Origin of the sequence: Salinicola halophilus (assembly GCF_003206155.1) — a bacterium.
Lineage (GTDB): Bacteria > Pseudomonadota > Gammaproteobacteria > Pseudomonadales > Halomonadaceae > Salinicola > Salinicola halophilus.
In genome coordinates, this window is sequence record NZ_PZJV01000006.1 from 599,393 (window position 1) to 619,097 (window position 19,705).

At 65.0% G+C, this 19,705-nt stretch carries 18 protein-coding genes and 1 riboswitch; of the genes, 13 read left to right on the forward strand and 5 right to left on the reverse strand.

Annotated features, from left to right (window positions below; translation table 11 throughout):
* Positions 1–285: 285 nt before the first annotated feature.
* The 7 genes from ubiM to DOM33_RS14520 all read left to right on the forward strand — a co-directional run bounded on the left by ubiM (position 286) and on the right by DOM33_RS14520 (position 7,870).
* Entirely contained in the window at positions 286–1,506 is a 1,221-nt protein-coding gene (gene ubiM, locus DOM33_RS14490; protein ID WP_110670155.1) for a 5-demethoxyubiquinol-8 5-hydroxylase UbiM, read from the forward strand.
* A gap of 119 nt (positions 1,507–1,625) precedes the next feature.
* Positions 1,626–2,531: a phosphogluconate dehydrogenase (NAD(+)-dependent, decarboxylating) gene (gene gnd / locus DOM33_RS14495; protein ID WP_110670157.1), complete on the forward strand. Its 906-nt coding sequence runs from the start codon at positions 1,626–1,628 to the stop codon at positions 2,529–2,531.
* Positions 2,532–2,895: 364 nt separating this feature from the next.
* Complete coding sequence (gene nrdH / locus DOM33_RS14500) at positions 2,896–3,120, forward strand: glutaredoxin-like protein NrdH (protein ID WP_110670159.1); 225 nt, start codon at positions 2,896–2,898, stop codon at positions 3,118–3,120.
* Positions 3,121–3,348: 228 nt separating this feature from the next.
* Entirely contained in the window at positions 3,349–3,753 is a 405-nt protein-coding gene (nrdI, locus tag DOM33_RS14505; protein ID WP_110670161.1) for a class Ib ribonucleoside-diphosphate reductase assembly flavoprotein NrdI, read from the forward strand.
* Positions 3,735–5,906: a class 1b ribonucleoside-diphosphate reductase subunit alpha gene (nrdE, locus tag DOM33_RS14510; RefSeq protein ID WP_239495375.1), complete on the forward strand. Its 2,172-nt coding sequence runs from the start codon at positions 3,735–3,737 to the stop codon at positions 5,904–5,906. The genes nrdI and nrdE overlap by 19 nt, the downstream gene beginning before the upstream one ends.
* A gap of 105 nt (positions 5,907–6,011) precedes the next feature.
* On the forward strand, positions 6,012–6,992 hold the full coding sequence (gene nrdF / locus DOM33_RS14515; protein WP_110670349.1) for a class 1b ribonucleoside-diphosphate reductase subunit beta: 981 nt from the start codon (positions 6,012–6,014) through the stop codon (positions 6,990–6,992).
* A gap of 257 nt (positions 6,993–7,249) precedes the next feature.
* A complete protein-coding gene (locus tag DOM33_RS14520) occupies positions 7,250–7,870 on the forward strand; it encodes an NUDIX hydrolase (protein ID WP_110670165.1) in 621 nt (206 codons plus the stop codon).
* Positions 7,871–7,948: 78 nt separating this feature from the next.
* On the opposite strand, the gene DOM33_RS14525 is transcribed toward DOM33_RS14520, so the two are convergent.
* A complete protein-coding gene (locus tag DOM33_RS14525; RefSeq protein ID WP_275425801.1) occupies positions 7,949–9,256 on the reverse strand; it encodes a methyl-accepting chemotaxis protein in 1,308 nt (435 codons plus the stop codon).
* A gap of 178 nt (positions 9,257–9,434) precedes the next feature.
* Here DOM33_RS14525 and DOM33_RS14530 point away from each other — a divergent pair, with 178 nt between their 5' ends.
* The gene (locus tag DOM33_RS14530) at positions 9,435–10,094 is read left to right on the forward strand and encodes a tellurite resistance TerB family protein (protein WP_110670169.1); all 660 of its coding nucleotides are present in this window, start codon (positions 9,435–9,437) and stop codon (positions 10,092–10,094) included.
* Between the two features lie 60 nt (positions 10,095–10,154).
* Here the strand turns inward: DOM33_RS14530 and DOM33_RS14535 are convergent, their stop codons facing one another.
* Positions 10,155–11,351: an MFS transporter gene (locus tag DOM33_RS14535; RefSeq protein WP_110670171.1), complete on the reverse strand. Its 1,197-nt coding sequence runs from the start codon at positions 11,349–11,351 to the stop codon at positions 10,155–10,157.
* A gap of 118 nt (positions 11,352–11,469) precedes the next feature.
* Between DOM33_RS14535 and DOM33_RS14540 the strand changes: the two genes are divergently transcribed.
* The 4 genes from DOM33_RS14540 to DOM33_RS14555 all read left to right on the forward strand — a co-directional run bounded on the left by DOM33_RS14540 (position 11,470) and on the right by DOM33_RS14555 (position 13,952).
* Positions 11,470–12,027, forward strand: coding sequence for a TetR/AcrR family transcriptional regulator (locus DOM33_RS14540; protein ID WP_110670351.1), 558 nt, complete (start codon positions 11,470–11,472; stop codon positions 12,025–12,027).
* A gap of 122 nt (positions 12,028–12,149) precedes the next feature.
* Positions 12,150–12,330, forward strand: a riboswitch (yybP-ykoY riboswitch).
* Positions 12,331–12,906 carry a manganese efflux pump MntP gene (mntP, locus tag DOM33_RS14545; protein WP_110670174.1) on the forward strand — a complete coding sequence of 192 codons (576 nt, stop codon included), beginning with the start codon at positions 12,331–12,333 and terminating at the stop codon, positions 12,904–12,906. It abuts the riboswitch before it with no gap.
* 98 nt (positions 12,907–13,004) lie between these two features.
* On the forward strand, positions 13,005–13,157 hold the full coding sequence (gene arfA, locus DOM33_RS14550) for an alternative ribosome rescue factor ArfA (protein ID WP_110670176.1): 153 nt from the start codon (positions 13,005–13,007) through the stop codon (positions 13,155–13,157).
* 192 nt (positions 13,158–13,349) lie between these two features.
* Positions 13,350–13,952, forward strand: a complete 603-nt coding sequence (locus DOM33_RS14555; protein WP_110670179.1) for a cyclodeaminase/cyclohydrolase family protein — start codon at positions 13,350–13,352, stop codon at positions 13,950–13,952.
* A 12-nt stretch (positions 13,953–13,964) separates the two neighbouring features.
* On the opposite strand, the gene rhtA is transcribed toward DOM33_RS14555, so the two are convergent.
* Positions 13,965–14,858, reverse strand: coding sequence for a threonine/homoserine exporter RhtA (gene rhtA, locus DOM33_RS14560; RefSeq protein ID WP_110670182.1), 894 nt, complete (start codon positions 14,856–14,858; stop codon positions 13,965–13,967).
* Positions 14,859–15,068: 210 nt separating this feature from the next.
* Between rhtA and DOM33_RS14565 the strand changes: the two genes are divergently transcribed.
* Positions 15,069–16,676 (forward strand): inorganic phosphate transporter, encoded by a 1,608-nt coding sequence (locus DOM33_RS14565; RefSeq protein ID WP_110670184.1) that lies wholly within the window; start codon positions 15,069–15,071, stop codon positions 16,674–16,676.
* Positions 16,677–16,791: 115 nt separating this feature from the next.
* Here the strand turns inward: DOM33_RS14565 and DOM33_RS14570 are convergent, their stop codons facing one another.
* Entirely contained in the window at positions 16,792–17,916 is a 1,125-nt protein-coding gene (locus DOM33_RS14570) for an SMP-30/gluconolactonase/LRE family protein (RefSeq protein WP_110670186.1), read from the reverse strand.
* 187 nt (positions 17,917–18,103) lie between these two features.
* Complete coding sequence (gene mqo, locus DOM33_RS14575) at positions 18,104–19,699, reverse strand: malate dehydrogenase (quinone) (protein ID WP_110670188.1); 1,596 nt, start codon at positions 19,697–19,699, stop codon at positions 18,104–18,106.
* Positions 19,700–19,705: the final 6 nt, after the last annotated feature.

Below are 19,705 nucleotides of genomic sequence, written 5' to 3' on the forward strand. Positions count from 1 at the left end.
TGGAGCCGGGCGGCGCCGTTTTCGGCGCCGCCTTTGTTCGTTCGAAGACCGTTTTCGATGACTATTCGTTCGATGACCGTTCGGTCGGTAGCCGGCCAGGCGACGGTCGAGCGCGCGCGGCCGGTAATCGGCCGGCGTTGCGTTTCGCCGCTACCCGCTTTTCCGGTACGCTTTTGCGATATTCCACGATACGCCGTGTGACACACCGGTCGTCCGGGGTCGGTCTGGAGGGTTCAGAGCGAGTCTCGAGCGATACCGCGAGCCTCGCACCAGGGACGACGGACCATGCCAAATACCCATCCTGCCACCGAAGTCGACGTCGCTATCGTTGGCGCCGGACCGATCGGGCTGATCTTCGCCAATGCGCTGGCACGACGCGGCGTCAGCGCCATGCTGATCGACCGCCAGTCCCGCGAAGCGCTCGAAGCTCCCGCCAGTGACGGTCGTGAGATCGCGCTGACCCGTGCTTCCCAGCAGATTCTCGAACGGCTCGACGTCTGGCCGCGTATTCCCGAGAGTGAGCGCGCCCGCATGCGGGGCGCCAAAGTGTTCGACGGCGAGTCTCTGTTCGCGATGCAGATTGCGCCGGGCGGTGCGCAGGACGCCTCGCTAGGCTGTCTGGTGCCCAACCATGTGATCCGTGGCGCTGCGTTCTCCGCCCTGGCGAGTCTGGAACAGGCCGAGGCGGGGAAGATTCTGTGGCGCGACGAGTCCGAACTCGAGCGCTTCGTGGCGGGAGACGACAGCGTCGAGATCACGCTGGCCGGCGGCGAGCGCGTCCGTTCGCGGCTGCTGGTGGCGGCGGACGGGCGTTTTTCGGCGACGCGCCGAGCGATGGGCATTCCCGCGCATACCTATCAGCACGGTCAGCACATGCTGGTGTGTCGCATGAATCATGAATACGCCCACGATCAGACCGCCTGGGAGTGGTTCGGTCACGGTCAGACGCTGGCGCTGCTGCCGGTCGATACCCACTGCTCGTCGGTGGTGCTGACGCTCTCGCCGAGCGAGATGGAAGCGCAGCTCGCGCTGTCTCAGACGGCGTTCGAGGCCGATATTGCGCGGCGCTTCGATCATCGCCTGGGGGCCATGACGAAGGCCGAACCGAACGCCGACGCGCACCGCTATCCGCTCGCCAGCGTTTACGCCGAGCGGTTCGTGGGACGGCGCCAGGCCCTGCTGGGAGACGCCGCCGTCGGTATGCACCCGGTCACGGCCCACGGCTTCAACCTGGGGGTGGAAGGACTCTGGCGGTTGACGGGGTTGATCGGCGACGCGCGCGCCGCAAGTCGCGATATCGCTTCGCCACCGCTGCTTTCGCGCTACCAGCGCGATCAGCGACTCGCCACCGGCCCGCTGTTTGCGGCGACGATGGCGATCGTCGGCCTCTATACCGATGATCGTCGCCGGGCCCAGTGGCTGCGCAAGGCGGTGCTCAGAGCCGGCGATGCGGCCTGGCCGGTGCGCCGTCTCATCGCCAGTCACCTGACGCGAGCCATCGATTGACCCAGACTGTCAGTGACTCGAGCCTACCGCGGCTCTGAATCGATGAATCGCGCACGGCTCTCTGTCTCTCGTCGCCACGCGCGCTCGTCACACTCTCCAAGGACTTCGGAGGATCTTTCATGGATCTGGCAATGATCGGGCTGGGGCGCATGGGCGCCAACATGGCAGAGCGCCTGGTGCGAGGCGGCCATCGCGTGGTGGGCCACGACCCCAGCAAAGAGGCGGTGGAGCGCGCCGCGGGCAAGGGTATCGAGGCGGCCGAGTCGCTCGAGGCTGCGGTCGAGGCGTTACCGTCGCCGCGTATCGTCTGGCTGATGGTTCCCGCCGGTGAACTGGTCGATCAGCTGATCGAGCAGCTCGAGCCGCTGCTGACGACGGACGATATCGTCATCGACGGGGGCAACTCGCTCTACAAGGACACGGTGCGCCGTGGCGAGCGCCTGCGCGAGGTGGGGCTGCACGGGGTCGATGTCGGCACCAGCGGTGGCGTCTGGGGGCTCGCCGAGGGCTACAGCATGATGGTCGGCGGCGAAACGTCGATCGTCGAGTCGATCACGCCGCTGTTCGAGACGCTCGCGCCCGCTGCCGACAAGGGCTGGGGGCATGTCGGGCCGAGCGGCGCCGGGCATTTCACCAAGATGGTCCACAACGGCATCGAGTACGGCATGATGCAGGCTTACGCCGAAGGCTTCGCCATCATGGAGCGCAAGGCGGAGTTCGGACTCGATCTGCATCAGGTCAGCGAGATCTGGCGCCATGGCAGCGTCGTGCGCTCGTGGCTGCTCGATCTCACCGCCAATGCGCTGGACAAGAATCCGGCACTTGATGGAATCGCACCCTACGTGTCGGACTCCGGTGAAGGGCGCTGGACGGTCAACGAGGCGATCGAGCTCGACGTCAGCGCGCCGGTGATCACGCTGTCACTGCTGGAGCGACTGCGCTCCCGCGAAGACGACTCCTATGCCGATCGGTTGCTCTCGGCCATGCGCAACGAGTTTGGCGGTCACGCCATCAAGAAGGACTGATTCCCCGTTCGCCGGTCTTTCCGACCGGGTACCAGATGTAGGGGGCGAAAGCGTCCGCCGGCACAAGTCGGCGGACGCTTTTTCGTTTCGGTGTCGCCACTTTTTGTATCCGGGATGCGACGATTTCGCGCTTGACATGACGAGAGGCGCGCAACGATGCGGGCTACAGAAAGGCGCAAATTTGTCCACAGGAATATCACAGCAAAACGGCACATCTATGCTTGGAAAAAGCGCCGGCTACCATATATAGTGCTTTCCATTGTCGGCGGGCGCGACGACGGTATCGTGGTACCACGCCCTTCCAGGCCGACGTTCGGCCCCTCTTGCCGACCGTTTTCCCACTCTACGGATGGTAGTGACTATCATGAGCATCACGATCTACAGCAAGCCCGCCTGCGTACAGTGCAACGCCACCTATCGTGCCCTCGACAAGCAGGGTATCGACTACACCGTGATCGACCTGACTCAGGACAGCGATGCCATGCAGCGCGTCCAGGATCTCGGCTACCGCCAGGTGCCGGTCGTGGTCGCCGGTGACGATCACTGGGCCGGTTTTCGCCCCGACAAGATCAACACGCTGGTCGCCTGACCGGCCTTTCGCCGCTGTCAGCGAGTCGCCGGACGCCTTCGATAGTACGAGGCCTTCCCGGTGCACGACTCGCCTCTCATACACAGCGGCGCGTCTGCCCAAGCGGCCCACATCGAGGCCGATTCGGGTAGACCGGAATTTCTCGTAAAGTCTTTTGGCATCACGTTTTTTCGTCTCGGGCGGCTCACCATCGATCGCCCGACATCGTGCAGGGTGCAGGAGTCCGTCATGGCTGAACTGGTCTATTTCTCGACCAAATCAGGCAACACGCGGCGCTTCGTCGAGAAGCTGGGCATGTCGGCCGAGCGCATTCCGTTGAGCCGCAGCGAGCCGGCGCTGCACGTCGACGAACCCTATATCTTGGTCTTGCCGACCTACGGCGACGGCGACCCGAAGAGTTCGGTGCCGCCGCAGGTGATCCGGTTTCTCAACGATGCGCACAACCGATCCTTGATCCGCGGCGTCATCGCCGGCGGCAACTCCAACTTCGGTGCGTCGTTCGGGCTGGCCGGACGGGTGGTCGCCGAGAAGTGTCGGGTGCCATATCTCTATCGTTTCGAGCTGATGGGCACGCCCGACGATGTCCATCGCGTTATTGCAGGGGTGAACGAATTTTGGAAACGCTCAGCATAGAAAAAGAGGCGGCAACGCGACCCGCGGCCGACCACAACGCCAAGAGCCTCGACTACCACGCGCTCAACGCCATGTTGAACCTGTATGACGCCGACGGCCGTCTGCAGCTCGACAAGGACCGCGAGGCCGCGCGTCAGTACTTCCTCCAGCACGTGAACCAGAACACCGTGTTCTTTCACTCGCTCAAGGAGAAGCTCGACTACCTGGTGGAAGAGGGTTACTACGAGGGTGAAGTCCTCAATCAGTACGATTTCGCCTTCGTCTCGGCGCTGTTCGATCAGGCCTATGCGGTCAAGTTCCGCTTCCAGAGCTTTCTGGGCGCGTTCAAGTACTACACCAGCTATACGCTGAAGACCTTCGACGGCAAGCGCTATCTCGAGCGTTTCGAGGATCGCGTCTGCATGGTGGCACTGTCGCTCGCCCGTGGCGACGAGACGGTAGCCCGGCATCTGGTCGAGGAGATTCTCCACGGCCGCTTCCAGCCGGCGACGCCGACCTTCCTCAACTGCGGCAAGAAACAGCGCGGCGAGCTGGTCTCCTGCTTTCTGCTGCGCATCGAGGACAACATGGAGTCCATCGGGCGCTCGATCAACTCGGCGCTGCAGCTCTCCAAGCGCGGCGGTGGCGTGGCGTTCTCGCTCTCCAACGTGCGTGAAGCGGGGGCGCCGATCAAGCGCATCGAGAATCAGTCCTCCGGCATCATTCCGATCATGAAGATGCTCGAAGACGCCTTCTCCTATGCCAACCAGCTGGGGGCGCGTCAGGGTGCCGGGGCGGTCTATCTCAACGCCCACCATCCGGACATCCTGCGGTTCCTCGACACCAAGCGCGAGAACGCCGACGAGAAGATCCGTATCAAGACGCTGTCGCTCGGCATCGTGATGCCGGACATCACTTTCGAGCTCGCCAAGCGCAACGAGGACATGTACTTGTTCTCGCCCTACGACGTGGAGCACATCTACGGCGTGCCGTTCGGCGACATCAGCGTCACCGAGAAGTACGAGGAGATGGTCGCCGACGGGCGCATTCGCAAGAAGAAGATCAACGCCCGCGAGCTCTTCCAGACCATCGCCGAGCTGCAGTTCGAGTCGGGGTATCCCTACCTGATGTTCGAAGACACGGTGAACCGCGCCAACCCGATTCACGGCCGGATCAACATGTCGAATCTCTGCTCGGAGATCCTGCAGGTCAACACGCCGACCGACTACGACGACGATCTCGGCTATCGCAAGATCGGCGAGGACATCTCCTGCAACCTGGGCTCGCTCAACATCGCCAAGGCGATGGATTCGCCGGACTTCGGCGCCACCGTCGAGACCGCCATTCGCGGCCTGACCGCCGTCTCCGAGATGAGCAACATCACCTCGGTGCCGTCGATCGCCGAGGGCAACGCCAAGTCTCATGCCATCGGCCTGGGGCAGATGAACCTGCACGGCTATCTGGCTCGCGAGCACATCTTCTACGGGTCCGAAGAGGGGCTGGATTTCACCAACCTCTACTTCTACACCGTGGCGTTCCACGCCATTCGTGCCTCCAATCGGATCGCCATCGAGCGCGATCAGCGCTTCGCCGGCTTCGAGCAGTCGACCTACGCCAGCGGCGAGTACTTCGACAAGTACATCGACGAGGCGTGGCTGCCGAAGACCGAGAAGGTGCGCGGGCTGTTCGAAAAGAGCGGTATCGCCATTCCGACTCAGGACGACTGGCGCGAGCTGAAGGCCTCGGTCATGGCCCACGGGCTGTTCAACCGTAACCTGCAGGCGATCCCGCCGACCGGTTCGATCTCGTACATCAACAACTCGACGTCGAGCATCCACCCGGTGACGTCGAAGGTCGAGATCCGCAAGGAAGGCAAGCTGGGGCGTGTCTACTACCCGGCGCCGTATCTGACCGACGACAATCAGGCGTACTACCAGGACGCCTACGAGATCGGCCCCGAGAAAATCATCGACACCTACGCCGAGGCGACGAAGCACGTCGACCAGGGCCTGTCGCTGACGCTCTTCTTCCGCGACACGGCGACCACTCGCGACGTCAACCGCGCGCAGATCTACGCCTGGCGCAAGGGTATCAAGACGATCTACTACATCCGCCTTCGACAGGCGGCGCTGGAGGGGACCGAGGTCGAAGGCTGCGTCTCCTGCTCGCTGTAACGACTGCTCTTTGATCACGATCGACTTTGCGTGAATGCACCGGGAAGACGAGGCGGCCAAACCTCGTCTTCCCGGCGCCAACCGAACGAGAAGACTCTTATGGATATGCCGACTAGTGCCGCCACCCGCCGCCTGAGCCGGGTCGATGCGATCAACTGGAACCGTCTGCAGGACGACAAGGATCTGGAAGTCTGGAACCGGCTCACCGGCAACTTCTGGCTGCCGGAGAAGATCCCGCTCTCCAACGACATTCCGTCCTGGAACACGCTGACCGAGCAGGAGCAGCAGCTCACGATCCGCGTGTTCACCGGTCTCACCCTGCTCGACACCATCCAGGGCACCGTCGGCGCGCCGGCGCTGATCGACGATGCGGTGACGCCCCACGAAGAGGCGGTGATCACCAATATCAGCTTCATGGAGTCGGTTCACGCCCGTTCCTACAGCTCGATCTTCTCCACGCTCTGCGCCACCCGCGACGTCGACGACGCCTATCGCTGGAGCGAGGAGAACCCGTTTCTGCAGAAGAAGGCCGACCTGATCCTCGAGCGCTACCGCTCGGACGATCCGCTGATGCGCAAGGTCGCCAGCACCTTCCTCGAGTCGTTTCTGTTCTACTCCGGTTTCTATCTGCCGATGTACTGGTCCAGCCGCGCCAAGCTGACCAATACCGCCGACCTGATTCGCCTGATCATTCGTGACGAAGCGATCCACGGCTACTACATCGGCTACAAGTTCCAGCAGCAGCTGGCGAAGCTGCCGGCGGAGCGTCAGGAAGAGATCAAGATCTATGCCTACGAGCTGCTGCACGAGCTCTACGACAACGAGGTCAAGTACACCGAGGCGCTCTACGACGACGTCGGCTTCACCGAAGACGTGAAGAAGTTCCTTCATTACAACGCCAACAAGGCGCTGATGAACCTGGGCTTCGAAGCGCTCTTCCCGGCGAGCGTCACCGACGTCAGCCCGTCGATCCTTGCTGCGCTCTCTCCCGGCTCCGACGAGAACCATGACTTCTTCTCCGGTTCCGGCTCCTCCTACGTCATCGGCAAGACGGTGAGTACCGAGGACGACGACTGGGCGTTCTGATTGTCACCGCCTGTCGCATCGAAAGCCGCCCCCGTCCGGGGCGGTTTTTTTACGCCTGCCGGATGCCTGGCTCGAACCGCGGCGGGCGACGAAGCACCGGACATCGGTTGATACTCTGCAACCGTCTCCGACACGCTCCGGTCCCTTCTGCACGAGGGCCTTTGCGTCTCTGCCACCCCCGCCGTCTGACGGCCATCGCCACAGTTGTTAGTCTTTGAACGAACGTGCGTTGCCATCTACCTACAGGAATTCGCCTCATGGAAGATCAATGGCTGAGCTGGGCCAAGCGGCTATCGGCGCTGGCCGATACCGGGTTGCACTACTGTCGGGACAAGTTCGACCGTGAGCGCTATGAAGAGATCAATGCGCTCTCGCACCAGATGATGGCGTCGCTCGGCGAGACGCCCGTCGAGCGGGTGGCGCTGGCACTCGGCGAGGGCCACGGCCACGTCACCCCCAAGATCGACGTGCGCGGGGCGATCATCGACGATGGCAAGATACTGCTGGTGAAGGAGAAGACCGACGGCCGCTGGACGATGCCCGGCGGCTACGCCGAGGTGGGCGTCTCGGCGGCGGACAACACGGTCAAGGAAGTGTGGGAAGAAGCGGGAGTGGAGGTCGCCGTCGACCGGCTCTACGCTATCCGTCACAAGGCGCGGCACGCCTATCCGCCGGACGTGCTCGACTTCTACAAGCTGTTCTTTCTATGCGAGCGGCTGGACGACGCGCCGCTCGATCCCGGCCACGAAGTCTTCGATGCGGCCTATTTCGCCCCCGACGCGCTGCCACCGCTCTCCGAGGGCCGCGTCATCGACCGGGACATCGTCGACGCTTTCGCCTTTCACGCCCACCCGAATCGCCCTGCGATCGTCGATTGACCCGAATCGCCCGGCGACCGTCGAACGGTCTTTATCGACCCGCGTTCGTCGATAGGCTCGAGGCGCATTCCCGGGGCGTTAAAACGACTCCCACTCCGCCGTCGCTTCGGCCTTGGGCGCGGGGCTTGGCCGAGGCGATGCCGGCGTCTGGGACGGCCGTTGCATCGAACCGCCGTCGATGGCCGAGCGGGCCTGGGAGTGCGCCGCCGGCCGCTTTAGCGCCTGGCCGGCCCGCGATTCGGGGGCTTCGGCGAGACGAAAGACTGCCACCGTCGTCTGCAGCTCGTCGGCCTGGCGAGACAGCGCCGTTGCAGCGCCGGCGGCCTGCTGCACCAGCGCGGCGTTCTGCTGGGTGACCTGATCCATCTGCGACACCGCCTGATCGACCTGGCTGATGCCGTGGCTCTGCTCCTCGGAGGCGGCGGCGATCTCGCGCATGATCTCGTTGACGCGAGTAATCGACGTGACGATGTCGCCCATGGTCGTGCCCGCCTTGTCGGCGAGTTCGGCCCCGTTCTCGACGCGTTCCGCCGAGCGCTGGATCAGGTCGCGAATCGCCTTCGCGGCATCCGCCGAACGCTTGGCAAGCGTCTGCACCTCGTTGGCGACCACGGCGAAACCTCGGCCCTGCTCGCCGGCGCGGGCGGCCTCCACCGAGGCATTGAGCGCGAGAATGTTGGTCTGGAACGCCACCGAGTCGATGGCGTCGAGAAGCTCCACCGCCTGGCGCGACTGCTGGCTGATCTCATGCATCGTCTCGACGACGTTGCCGACCACCTCGCCGCCGCGATTGGCGACGGCGGTGGCATCGTCGGCCAGCTGGTTCGCCTGAGCGGCGTTCTCCGCGTTCTGGCGAACGGTGGAGGTGAGCTCCTCCATGCTGGCAGCGGTCTGCTCCAGTGACGCCGCCTGCTGCTCGGTGCGCGAGGAGAGATCGGTATTGCCGCGGGCGATCTCGGCGGCGCTGTCGTGAACGCTGGTGCAGGCCAGGCGCACGTCACCCACGGTATTGGAGAGATGCGCCTGCGTATGGCCGAGCGCAGTGAACAACCGGCCGATCTCGTTGTTGCCGCGCTTCTCCACGGGGTGCGAGAGATCACCTTCGGCCAGCCGCTCGCAGTGCGTCATCAGACGCTCGAGCGGGCGAATGACATTGACGCTGACGCCCCAGAGCACGATGAGCGCCAGAACGAACGTGGCGAGCACGCCTGCCGCGATGCCGACGTTGAACCACTGCGCCCGCGCCGGATCCATGCCGGTCGCGACGGAGGTCGCATCGCTCACGGCATAGGCGGCGAGACCCGCCATTCCCATCACCAGCAGCGTGAAGGCGCCCAGTACCAGCAGCCAGCTCGTCTTTACCGTCAGATCATTGAATCGTTTCATGCGTCCACCCGCTGCAGAGAATCCAAGCGCTAAGTCGACACTATCGGCCGTCGTCCGTACGACTTGATAGCGCAGGGACCGGGTGAGGCAACCTGTCGCGGGTTTTCCGGTCATACAGGGAAGGCACGCAGGACCGGTCACGCTGTCTCGCCCCATCCCACCCCACGAGGTTCGAGCCATGAACGCACAGAAGATCCTGTCTCAACTGATGAATCAGGCCAAGAGCGCCGGTGAGTCGACATCCGGCAGCCAGCGCGGTGGTTTCGACGTCAAGTCACTGCTCGGCGGTGGCGCGTTGGGTCTGCTCGTCGGCAGCAAGCGCGGGCGCAGTCTCGGCGGCAAGGCGGTGAAATACGGAGCGCTGGCGGGGCTGGGGGCGCTTGCCTACAAGGCGTGGCAGGCACATCAGGCGAATACCGGCGCATCCGACACCTCGGCGGAAGATACGGGTAGACCGCTGGAGACCCTCGATGGCGACGCCCAGGAGAGGCGTAGTCGCGTGATACTGCAGGCGATGATCGCCACGGCCCGGGCCGACGGCCATATCGACGAGGAAGAGCGGGCGGCGCTGACCGACCAGATCGACGCCCTCGGCGCGGACGACGAGCTGCATACTTGGGTCGAACGACAGATGGTGACGCCGCTCGATGCCGACGTCATCGCCAGCGAAGTCGACTCGCCCCAGGCCGGGCGCGAAGCCTATCTGGCGAGCCTTGCGATCGCCGACGACCAGAACCCGATGGAGCGCGCCTGGCTCGATCAGCTCGCCGCCGCGCTCGAACTCGACGCCGAGCTGCGGCAGACGCTCGAGCGTCAGGTCCAAAGCCCCGCGACCTGAGCGGGGGGAGGCCGAGGGAAGACCTGAGCGGGGGAGCCCGAGCGGAAGCGCGTCAGACGCTCACGCGGTGGGGCGCTGGACGAGCGTGGCAACGAAAGCGATCAACGCGAGCAGTGCCACGCCGCTGCCGTAGACGTAGGTCGTCGGCATCAGCCCTAGGTGCTGAGCGGCGACGCCGCCGATCAGCGCCAGCAGGCTCGCCGAGAGATAGCAGATCACGTAGAACGCGGCCATCAGCGCCGAGCGCTCCGTAGGGGGTGCCAGCGGCATGACGATGCGCAGCGCGCCCATGAAGGCAGCCCCGAACCCGATGCCAGCCACCGCCGTGCCGCCGAGCAGGATATCGATCCGGGTCAGATAGACCCCGAGCAGCAGCCCGAGCATGCCGGCGACGATACAGGCGGTGCCCAGCAGCACGGCCAGCCGCGACGGGCGCGAGCGCAGCACCATGACGCTGATGCCGCCGACGAACGGCAGCAGAAAGGTGATCAGCGAGCCGATCAGCGGGCTCTCCCGGTGGCTGATCGTCTCGACCAGTGTCGGCCCCAGCGAGAGCGAGAATCCGCCCAGCGCCCAGGAGGCCACCACCGCCGGCACCACGCGCAGCAGCGGCTTTCTCACCGGCGGCGGGATGCTCGCGCGCGGCCGCAGGGAGGCCAGCGCCCCCGGGCGTGGCGTGGCGCCCTCGGGAATACGCTTCAGCCAGAACCCGAGCAGTACCAGCATCACGGCCAGCACGAGATAGACGCTGCGCATGGGCGCCGGCCAATAGGTCACCAGCACGCCGGCGAGCAGCGCCCCCACGCCCATGCCGGACAGCGGCGCGATGCTCGCCATCAGCGGCCCGCGGGTATGGTCGCTGTCGAGCAGCGCGGCCGCCAGGGCACTGGTCGCGACCCCGGTGGCGATGCCTTGTGCGATACGCGCCGCCATCAGCCAGGCCAGATCGTCGGCGACGAGAAACAGCCCGAGTGCCAGGATCTCACCGACGATCGCTCCCGCCACGACCGGCCGCCGGCCGAGATGATCGGAGAGCGGCCCCGTCATCAAGAGCGTCGCGAGCAGCGCGAAGATATAGCTTGCGAACACCAGCGTGAGCCAGGTGGTGGAGAAGTCCCAACTGGCCTGATAGAGCCGGTAGAGCGGGGTAGGGGCGCTCGAGGCGGCCAGGAACGTCACCATCAGCAGCGAGTAGTAGACCAGCGACTCGGGCCGAGGGGCAGGATAGGGCGCGGTGGAAGCGGCGGGCGATGACATGAGTCGATCCGTTAAGCTAATATTTTGCGTTAGCGCGAGTCTGGGCGGGTTGCAGACATAAAGCAAATATTTTGCGTTTGGCGGCGTGGGGCGCGTCGTCGGCGACAGCGGGGCGATCATGGCGGAAAGAGCAGGCGTTCGGCCCGGCGGGCGTAGCGCTCGCGTTCAGCAAGCGGTGCATCAGGCGGTGAAGTGTCTCGAGGCGAGCGCCCCGCGGGAGTCGCTGACCGTGCCGCGGATCGCCGCGACGGCGGGAGTGACACCCTCCACCATCTATCGCCGCTGGGGCGATCTCGCCGAACTGCTGGCGGATGTCTCGCTCTCGCGGCTGCGCCCGGACGGTGAGCCGCCAGATACCGGTACGCTCGTCGGCGATCTGCAGGCGTGGGGCGAGCAGTATCTCGAGGAGATGGTCTCGGCCCCCGGCCAGCGGGCGCTCAACGACGTCATGGCCAGCGCCGATCTCGAGCGCCGGCAGTGCTGCTATCGCTACGGTGAATCGATCATGGCCACCCTGGTGGCCAGGGCCCGTGCCAGAGGAGAGGCGGCCCCGGAAGTCGCAGCACTGATGGACGGTGTCGTCGCCCCGATGACCTACCGCCTGCTCTACGACCCGGAGGGCGCAACGCCCGCGAGGCTATCGGTCTGGATTGCCGGGGTACTGCGTTGGGCGTAACCCGGCCATCAAAGATGAACCGGTATTAACTTGATTAACGCCAACTCCATCCGTTAACCGGGGTGTAATTTGTTCTTGTAATTCAATGATTTATTGAATTCCAGGACGTCCGGGTCTATAGTCCCTGTCTCTTTGGGGAGTAGCCGGTCGTCCAATCGTTCAGCGGTATCGGACGGCGTTCGCGTCAACATGCTCGGCACTGCCGTGGCGCGGACACCTTTCACGGTTGGCGAGACCATCGACGCGGCGGCGCAGAGTCGGGCAGCGCGCGCGTCATGGCTATCGGGCCGACTGGACAACGTTATGAACCCTGCCTCACTCGCGCTACTCGCCTTTGCGATGTCGACCGACGCCTTTGCCGCGTCGATCGGCAAGGGCGCGTCGCTGGTACGTACCCGGCTACCGCAGGCGCTCAAGATCGGGCTGATATTCGGCATCATCGAGTGCATCGCACCGATGATCGGCTGGAGCATCGGCATGGCGGCATCGCAGTTCGTGGCCCAGTGGGATCACTGGATCGCGTTCGTGCTGCTCGGCGGTCTCGGCGGTCACATGATCTGGGAAGGCTTCCGGCCCGCCTCGCCGGTACGCGACGAGGTGGCGCCACGCCCCTCGTTCTGGCTACTGGTGGCCACCGCCTTTGCGACCAGCATCGATGCCATGGCGGTCGGCGTGACGCTGGCGTTCGCCGACGTGAACATCGTCCTAGCGGCGGCTGCCATCGGTATCGCCACGACCGTCATGGTCACCCTCGGCATTCTGCTCGGGCGGGTGATCGGCAGCGTGATCGGCAAGCGCGCCGAGATCGTCGGCGGCATCGTGCTGATCGCGATCGGTTGCGCCGTGCTCTACGACCATCTCGTTCTCCAGCCGAGCTGATCCCTCGGTTGAAGTCGTCTTGCGCACGCCCCATTGTCGGCTGGGCCACTTCGAGAAGCGGCCATCGTCAGAAGACTCATCGATACTCGGGAGGGCCCATGGCCTCGCACCCCATACGCGACAACGCGTTGAAGGCGGCGCTCAAGACGCCGCAGTTCCGCCAGCAGCAGCAGACGCCGAAGAAAGGCAAAGGCAGCTACAGCCGCAAGGGCCGGGGTGGCCCGATGCGGCGCTATCGCCAAGCGGCCTGAGGGCCGTTTCGCCATAGCGCTTCGTCGAACCCCACGCCATCGAATGTGCCACTCGCCGCGCGCTCGCCCCCTTTATCCGCTCCCCCTCGTCACGCCGTGACCCGCTTTCCCGCCGCCAGATCGATCCAGCGTGAAGGGGCACTTGCCGCTAGGCTAACGACTCCCTCTCGCCGATTGTTCCGGAGATTCTCCATGTCCACCGACTCGCGCTCGCTCTGGCACTTCTCGCTCACCGAATTTCAGCAGGCCGTGGAGAAGCGCCCGACCCCAGGCTGCGGAGCGGCGGCAGCGGTCAACGCCTGCTTCGGGCTCTCGCTGGTCCTCAAGGGGCTACGTCTGACCGCCGACAAGCGCCAGGACGACGCCGACACTGCCGAGCTCATCGAGCGGGGCGATGCTCTCTATCGCAAACTCGCCGCCGCCGTGGACGACGATGCCGCCGCTTTCGCCGAATGGCTCGCCGCGAAACGGCTCGACGATGCCAACGCCGACAAGCCGGCGCGGCTCGAGGCGGCGCAGGCGGCCTCGATCGAGGTGCCGCTGGCCGCGGCGGCGTGCTGCGAGCAGGCGCTGGCACTGGCGGTCGAGTCGGTCGATGAAACCGCACCGATGCTCGAAAGCGATACTGCCGTCGGTGCGCTGATGGTGAAGGCCGGCCTGGAGGCGCTTTTGATCGGGGCCGAGGCCAACCTCGACGGGCTCGACGACGAGGCGCGTCGGAATGCCGAGCGGCGCTGCGAGACGCTTCGCACCGATGCCGGTGGCCACTGTCGGCGGCTCGGGCTCGACGCCTGAACCTGGCCGAGATCAGTCCGGTACCGGCGCCTCGATGCCATCGTGCGGGCGCGTCGCCAGCGTCGTGCCAATGGAGGCAACCACGATCAGCGCGATCGCCGACCACTGTAGATGGCCCAGGTGCTGACTCAGGAAGATGACCCCGCAGAGCGCGCCGATGGCCGGTTCCAGGCTCATCAGGGTACCGAACACCGGGGTCGGCATTCGCGACATCGCGATCATCTCCAGGGTGTAGGGGATGGCAGTGGAGAGGATGGCGACGGCCAGTGCGATCGGCAAGATGTCGAGCGAGAGAAGGGCGGCACCGGCATCGATCAGGCCGATCGGTGCAATCACGATGGCCGCGATGGTCACGCCGAGGGCGGCGCTCTGCGCGCCGTTGACCGCGCCGGCCTTCTGGCCGAAGAGAATGTAGAGCGCCCAGCAGACGCCGGCGCCGAGGGCACAGGCCGCACCATAGGGGTCGAGAGTGCCGCTCGCCTCGTCCCCGAGCAGTAGCAGCATCGCAAGCCCCGCCACCGCCAGTGCCACCCAGAGCAGGTCGAGCCGCCGCCGCGACGAGAAGACCGCCACCGCCAGCGGCCCGGTGAATTCCAGCGCCACCGCGATGCCCAGCGGCACCGTCTGTATCGCCTGATAGAGCAGAAAGTTCATGGCCCCGAGGGAGACGCCGTAGACGATCAGCGTCTTCCAGGCGCTTTTCGCGATCGGGCGCCGCCACGGGCGAAACACCGCGAGCAGCATGATCGATGCCAGGATCAGCCGAATCGACGTCGCCCCGGTGGCGCCGATCGTCGGAAACAGCGACTGCGCGAGCGACGCGCCGCTCTGAATCGACACCATGGCGACGATGAGCATGGCGACCGGCCACACCCGGGCGATGAGTCCGCGAATCTCGACTGACATGGCACCTCCATAGGTCATCCACCGCGTGGCGACGGTGGCGCGGCGTCATCGGCGCGCGCAGGGCCGGAAAGTGTACGAACGGTCGTTAGTCCAGGCAAGGGCGCGCCGCCCCCGCGGGGTCACCGTAGTGTCACGTTTCGCGCTCTACTCTGCCGGACGAGGCTCGTCACGCCAGTCTCGCCCATTCGGGGACTTCGCGAGGAAGTGGACATGGAACGTAACGTATCCGGGTATGCCGATTCGAGCTTTTCGCCGTTCGGCTTCTCACGGCTGAGTCTTTTCTTTGCGGCGCTGCTGCTGGCCTCCGGCGGCTACTTTCTGTTCTGGGGGCTGGGCTACATTCAGGGCGACCGGCCGATCCTCTTCGTGATGGCGACACTGTTCGGCATCTTCATGGCGTTCAATATCGGTGGCAACGACGTCGCCAACTCCTTCGGCACCAGCGTCGGCGCCGGCACGCTGACGATCCAGCAGGCGCTGGTGGTGGCGGCGATCTTCGAGGTCAGCGGCGCGGTGATCGCCGGCGGCGAGGTGACGTCGACCATTCGCAGCGGCATCGTCGATCTCGGCGGCATGCAGGTAGCGCCGACGGACTTCGTCTACATCATGATGTCCGCGCTGATCGCCGCGGCGGTCTGGCTGCTCTTCGCCTCGCGCAAGGGATTCCCGGTGTCGACGACACACTCCATCATCGGGGCGATCGTCGGCGCCTCGCTGACGCTGGGCGTGCTGGTCAGCGGCACCGACACCGCCCTCGGGCTGGTGCAGTGGGGGCAGGTGGGCCAGATCGCGATCTCCTGGGTGCTCTCGCCGGCGCTGGGCGGGCTCGGCTCCTACCTGCTCTATTCGCTGATCAAGCGGCATATCCTGTCTTACAACGAGGTCGCCAAGCACGAGCTCGACCAGATCCGCGAACAGAAACGCGAGCACAGGCAGCGCCACAAGGCACGCTTTGAACGCCTCTCGGAAATTCAGAAGATCTCCTATACCCAGGCGATGGCGCGGGACATGCAGACGATCAACGACGGCGACTTCGATACCGGTGATCTGGAGTCCGAGTACTACCGCGATCTGCAGTCGATCGATGAAAAGCGCCGCGAGGTTCACTCCCATCGGGCGCTGGAGGCCTGGGTGCCGATGGTGGCGGCGATCGGCGCGATGGTCATCGTGGCGATGCTGCTCTTCAAGGGACTGACCAACGTCGATCTTGGCCTGAGCACGCTTCACAACTACCTGATCATGGGCATGATCGGGGCTGCGGTGTGGATGGCGACCTTCATCTTCGCCAAGACGCTCAAGGGCGAGTCTCTCGATCGCTCGACGTTTTTGATGTTCAGCTGGATGCAGGTGTTCACCGCCTCCGGTTTTGCGTTCAGCCACGGCTCCAACGACATCGCCAACGCCATCGGACCGTTCGTGGCGATTCTCGACGTGCTGCGAACCGGTGGCATTCAGGGCGAGGCCTCGATACCGCCGTTGGCGCTGATGACCTTTGGCGTGGCGCTGATCGCGGGGCTCTGGTTCATCGGCAAGGAGGTGATTCAGACGGTGGGACACAATCTCACCGAGATCCACCCCGCCTCCGGCTTTTCGGCGGAGCTCTCCGCCGCGGCGGTGGTGATGCTCGCCTCGATCCTCGGCCTGCCGGTCTCCAGCACCCACATTCTGATCGGCGCGGTACTCGGCATCGGTCTGGTCAATCGCCAGACCAACTGGAAGCTGATGCGGCCCATTGCGCTGGCCTGGGTGGTGACTCTCCCTGCCGCGGCCGCACTGGCGGCGATCGCTTTCGTCGCACTGCGCACGCTCTGGGGGTGAGCGCAGGCGCGCCCATAACGCGCGCTGACGACGTGCCGCCGATAATACGCCGATCGAACCGACGCCAGCGATGCACCCGTATCGCTGGCGTCGGCGGTTTTCCCGCTAGCGCGGATCAGCCAAGATCGAAGCCGACGCCCTGGGTGTTGACGAAGAGGGAGTAGAGCGAGTGGCTGCTCGCCATGAAGAGCCGGTTGCCCATCGCCCCGCCGAAGCAGACGTTGGCGCAGCGCTCCGGCAGATGGATGTGGCCGATCGCCTTGCCGGTGGGATCGAAGACCCGCACGCCGTCTAGCGCCTCCGGATCGCCACCCACGGCGCCGCTGCTGCCCCAGCCGGCCCAGATGTTCCCGTGAGTGTCGATGGCAAACCCGTCCAGCGCGCCGTGGTTCTGCGCCTCGATGCGCTGGGTCTTGTCGCTGAGCTTGCCGTCGCGGTGGCTGAACTCCCACAGGATGCGATTGGGCTTGGCGCGCCCCTCGACCAGGAAGAAACGACTCTCGTCCGCCGAAAAGCCGATTCCATTAGGGCCGGCGATATCGCTGAGTACCTGTTCGACTTCCCCGCTTTCGGCATCGATGCGATAGACCGCCGCCGGTAGCTCCTGCTCGACGATGCGGCCTTCGTAGTTGTTGCCGAGCTGGAACGGTGGATCGGTGAACCAGATGTCGCCGTTTCGGGTACAGACCACGTCGTTGGGCGAGTTGAAGGGTTTGCCCTGGTACTGATCGGCCAGCACGGTGATCTGCCCGCTGTACTCGGTACGCGTGACGCGCCGTCCGATCGACCCCTCGCAGGTGATCAGCCGGCCGCGATTGTCGCGGGTATTGCCGTTCGAGTAGTTCGACGGGGAGCGGAAGGTGGCCGCCTCGCCGGTGACCTCGTCCCAGCGGATCAGCCGATTGTTGGCGATGTCGCTGGCGAGCAGGTAGCGCCCGTCGCCGAACCAGACGGGGCCCTCCAGCCAGCGAAACCCCGTCGCCAGCCGTTCGATGCTGGCGTTGAAGAGCCGCAGGTCGAGAAAGGCGGGATCGAGCACCTCGATATTGGCATCGGGGTAGCGAAGCGAGGGTTCCCAGTCGGCCCGGGCGCGGGGCAGTCCGACCAGCGCGACGGCAGAGAGCACCGCGCTCGACTGCAACAGGCGACGACGTGACAGGCGGCCGGGGGCCGCTACGTTCGGTGGCTCCTGACTCGGTGAGACGACGTGCGAGCGGGAAAGGGGGGTGGACTCACTCATGACGAACCTCTCGAGAAGAACCGCGGCGGGTTCTGGCTCGTCGAGATTAGGGGCTGGCAACGATGCGGGAAATGCCGCAAAGGTCGTATGTCGTACAACCTGTGAGGATCGACCTCGCCAAGAACGACGACTGCCCGTTCGGAGAGGTCCGACGGGCAGTCGTCATGATGCCAACGGTAGCGGCGAATCAGGGCTCGGGGGTCGCCTCGCCAAGACTCGAGGTCGTGTCGAGCGCAGGTTCGGTGAGCTCGAGATGCTCGCGGGAGTGCGCCCGCGCCTCGCGAAGCAGTTCCGGGTTCTCGGAGAGCGAGTGGCCGAAAGAGGGGATGAGACGCTTGAGCTCCGCCTGCCACTCGGGGCTTGCGACCTGTTCGGGGAAGGCTCTCTCGAGCAGCTGCAGCATGATCGACGGCGCGGTGGAGGCGCCGGGCGAGGCGCCGAGCAGCGCGGCGATGGAGCCTTCGGCACCGGTGACCAGTTCGGTGCCGAACTGCAGCGTGCCGCCCTTGCCCTCGACGTCCTTGATGGTCTGCACTCGCTGCCCGGCCGTCCAGAGCTTCCAGTCGTCGCGGTCCGCTTCCGGGTAGTAGCCCTGCAGCTCCTTGAACTGATCGCCCTCGGACATTCGCAGCTGGCTGATCAGGTAGCGAACCAGATCCATGTTATCCAGCCCGACCTTGGTCATCGGCCAGAGATTGCTCGGGGTGATCGAGCGCATCAGGTCGGTCCAGGAGCCGTTCTTGAGGAACTTGCTGGAGAAGGTGGCGAAGGGGCCGAACATGATCGCCGGCGTACCGTCGAGAATGCGCTTGTCGATGTGCGGCACCGACATCGGCGGTGAGCCGGCCGGCGCCAGACCGTAGACCTTGGCATCGTGCTTGGCGACGACGTCAGGATTGGTGGTGTAGAGAAACTGCCCGCCCACCGGAAAACCGCCGTACTGCTTGGCTTCCGGGATATCGGATTTCTGCAGCAGCGGCAGCGCCGCGCCGCCGGCACCGATGAAGACGAAGCGCGCGTTGACGCTGCGCTCGTTGCCGCCGTCGCTGGTGTTGGCAACGGTCACTCGCCAGGTGCCATCGTCGTTGCGCTCGAGATCGCGTACCTGGGTGTCGACATCGAGCTGGAAATTGTCGCGCTTGGCGAGCGACCCCATCATCTGGCGGGTGATCTCGCCGAAATTGACCTCGGTACCGACCGGCATGCGGGTGGCGGCGACGGGATCCCGGGAGTCGCGGCCGGTCATCACCAGCGGAATCCACTCGGCGATCTGCTCGGGCTCCTCCGAATACTCCATGCCGGCGTAGAGCGGGTTCTTGTGCATCGCCTCGAAGCGCGCGTTGAGAAACGAGACGCGCTCCTTGCCCCACACGAAACTCAGATGCGGCACGGTATTGATGAACGACCGAGGATTGGCGAGCACGCCATCACGCACCTGACTGGCCCAGAACTGCCGCGACACCTCGAACTGCTCGGTGATGCTGATGGCGCGCTGGATGTCGACGCTACCGTCGGGCTGGGGGGAGGTGTAGTTCATCTCCGCGAAGGCGGAGTGGCCGGTGCCGGCGTTGTTCCAGACGTTCGAACTCTCCTCGGCGGCCTTGTCGAGGCGCTCGAAGAGTCGAATCTTCCAGTCCGGCTGGAGAGACTGGAGCAGGGTGCCGAGGGTGGCACTCATGGTGCCGCCCCCGATGAGAACCACATCGGCGTAGGTGTCGCCGGATGCCGCTGCTGCCTCGGGTTGGGGCAGGGAGCAGAACGTGATGCCGTGACGCAATTTCATGAAGGT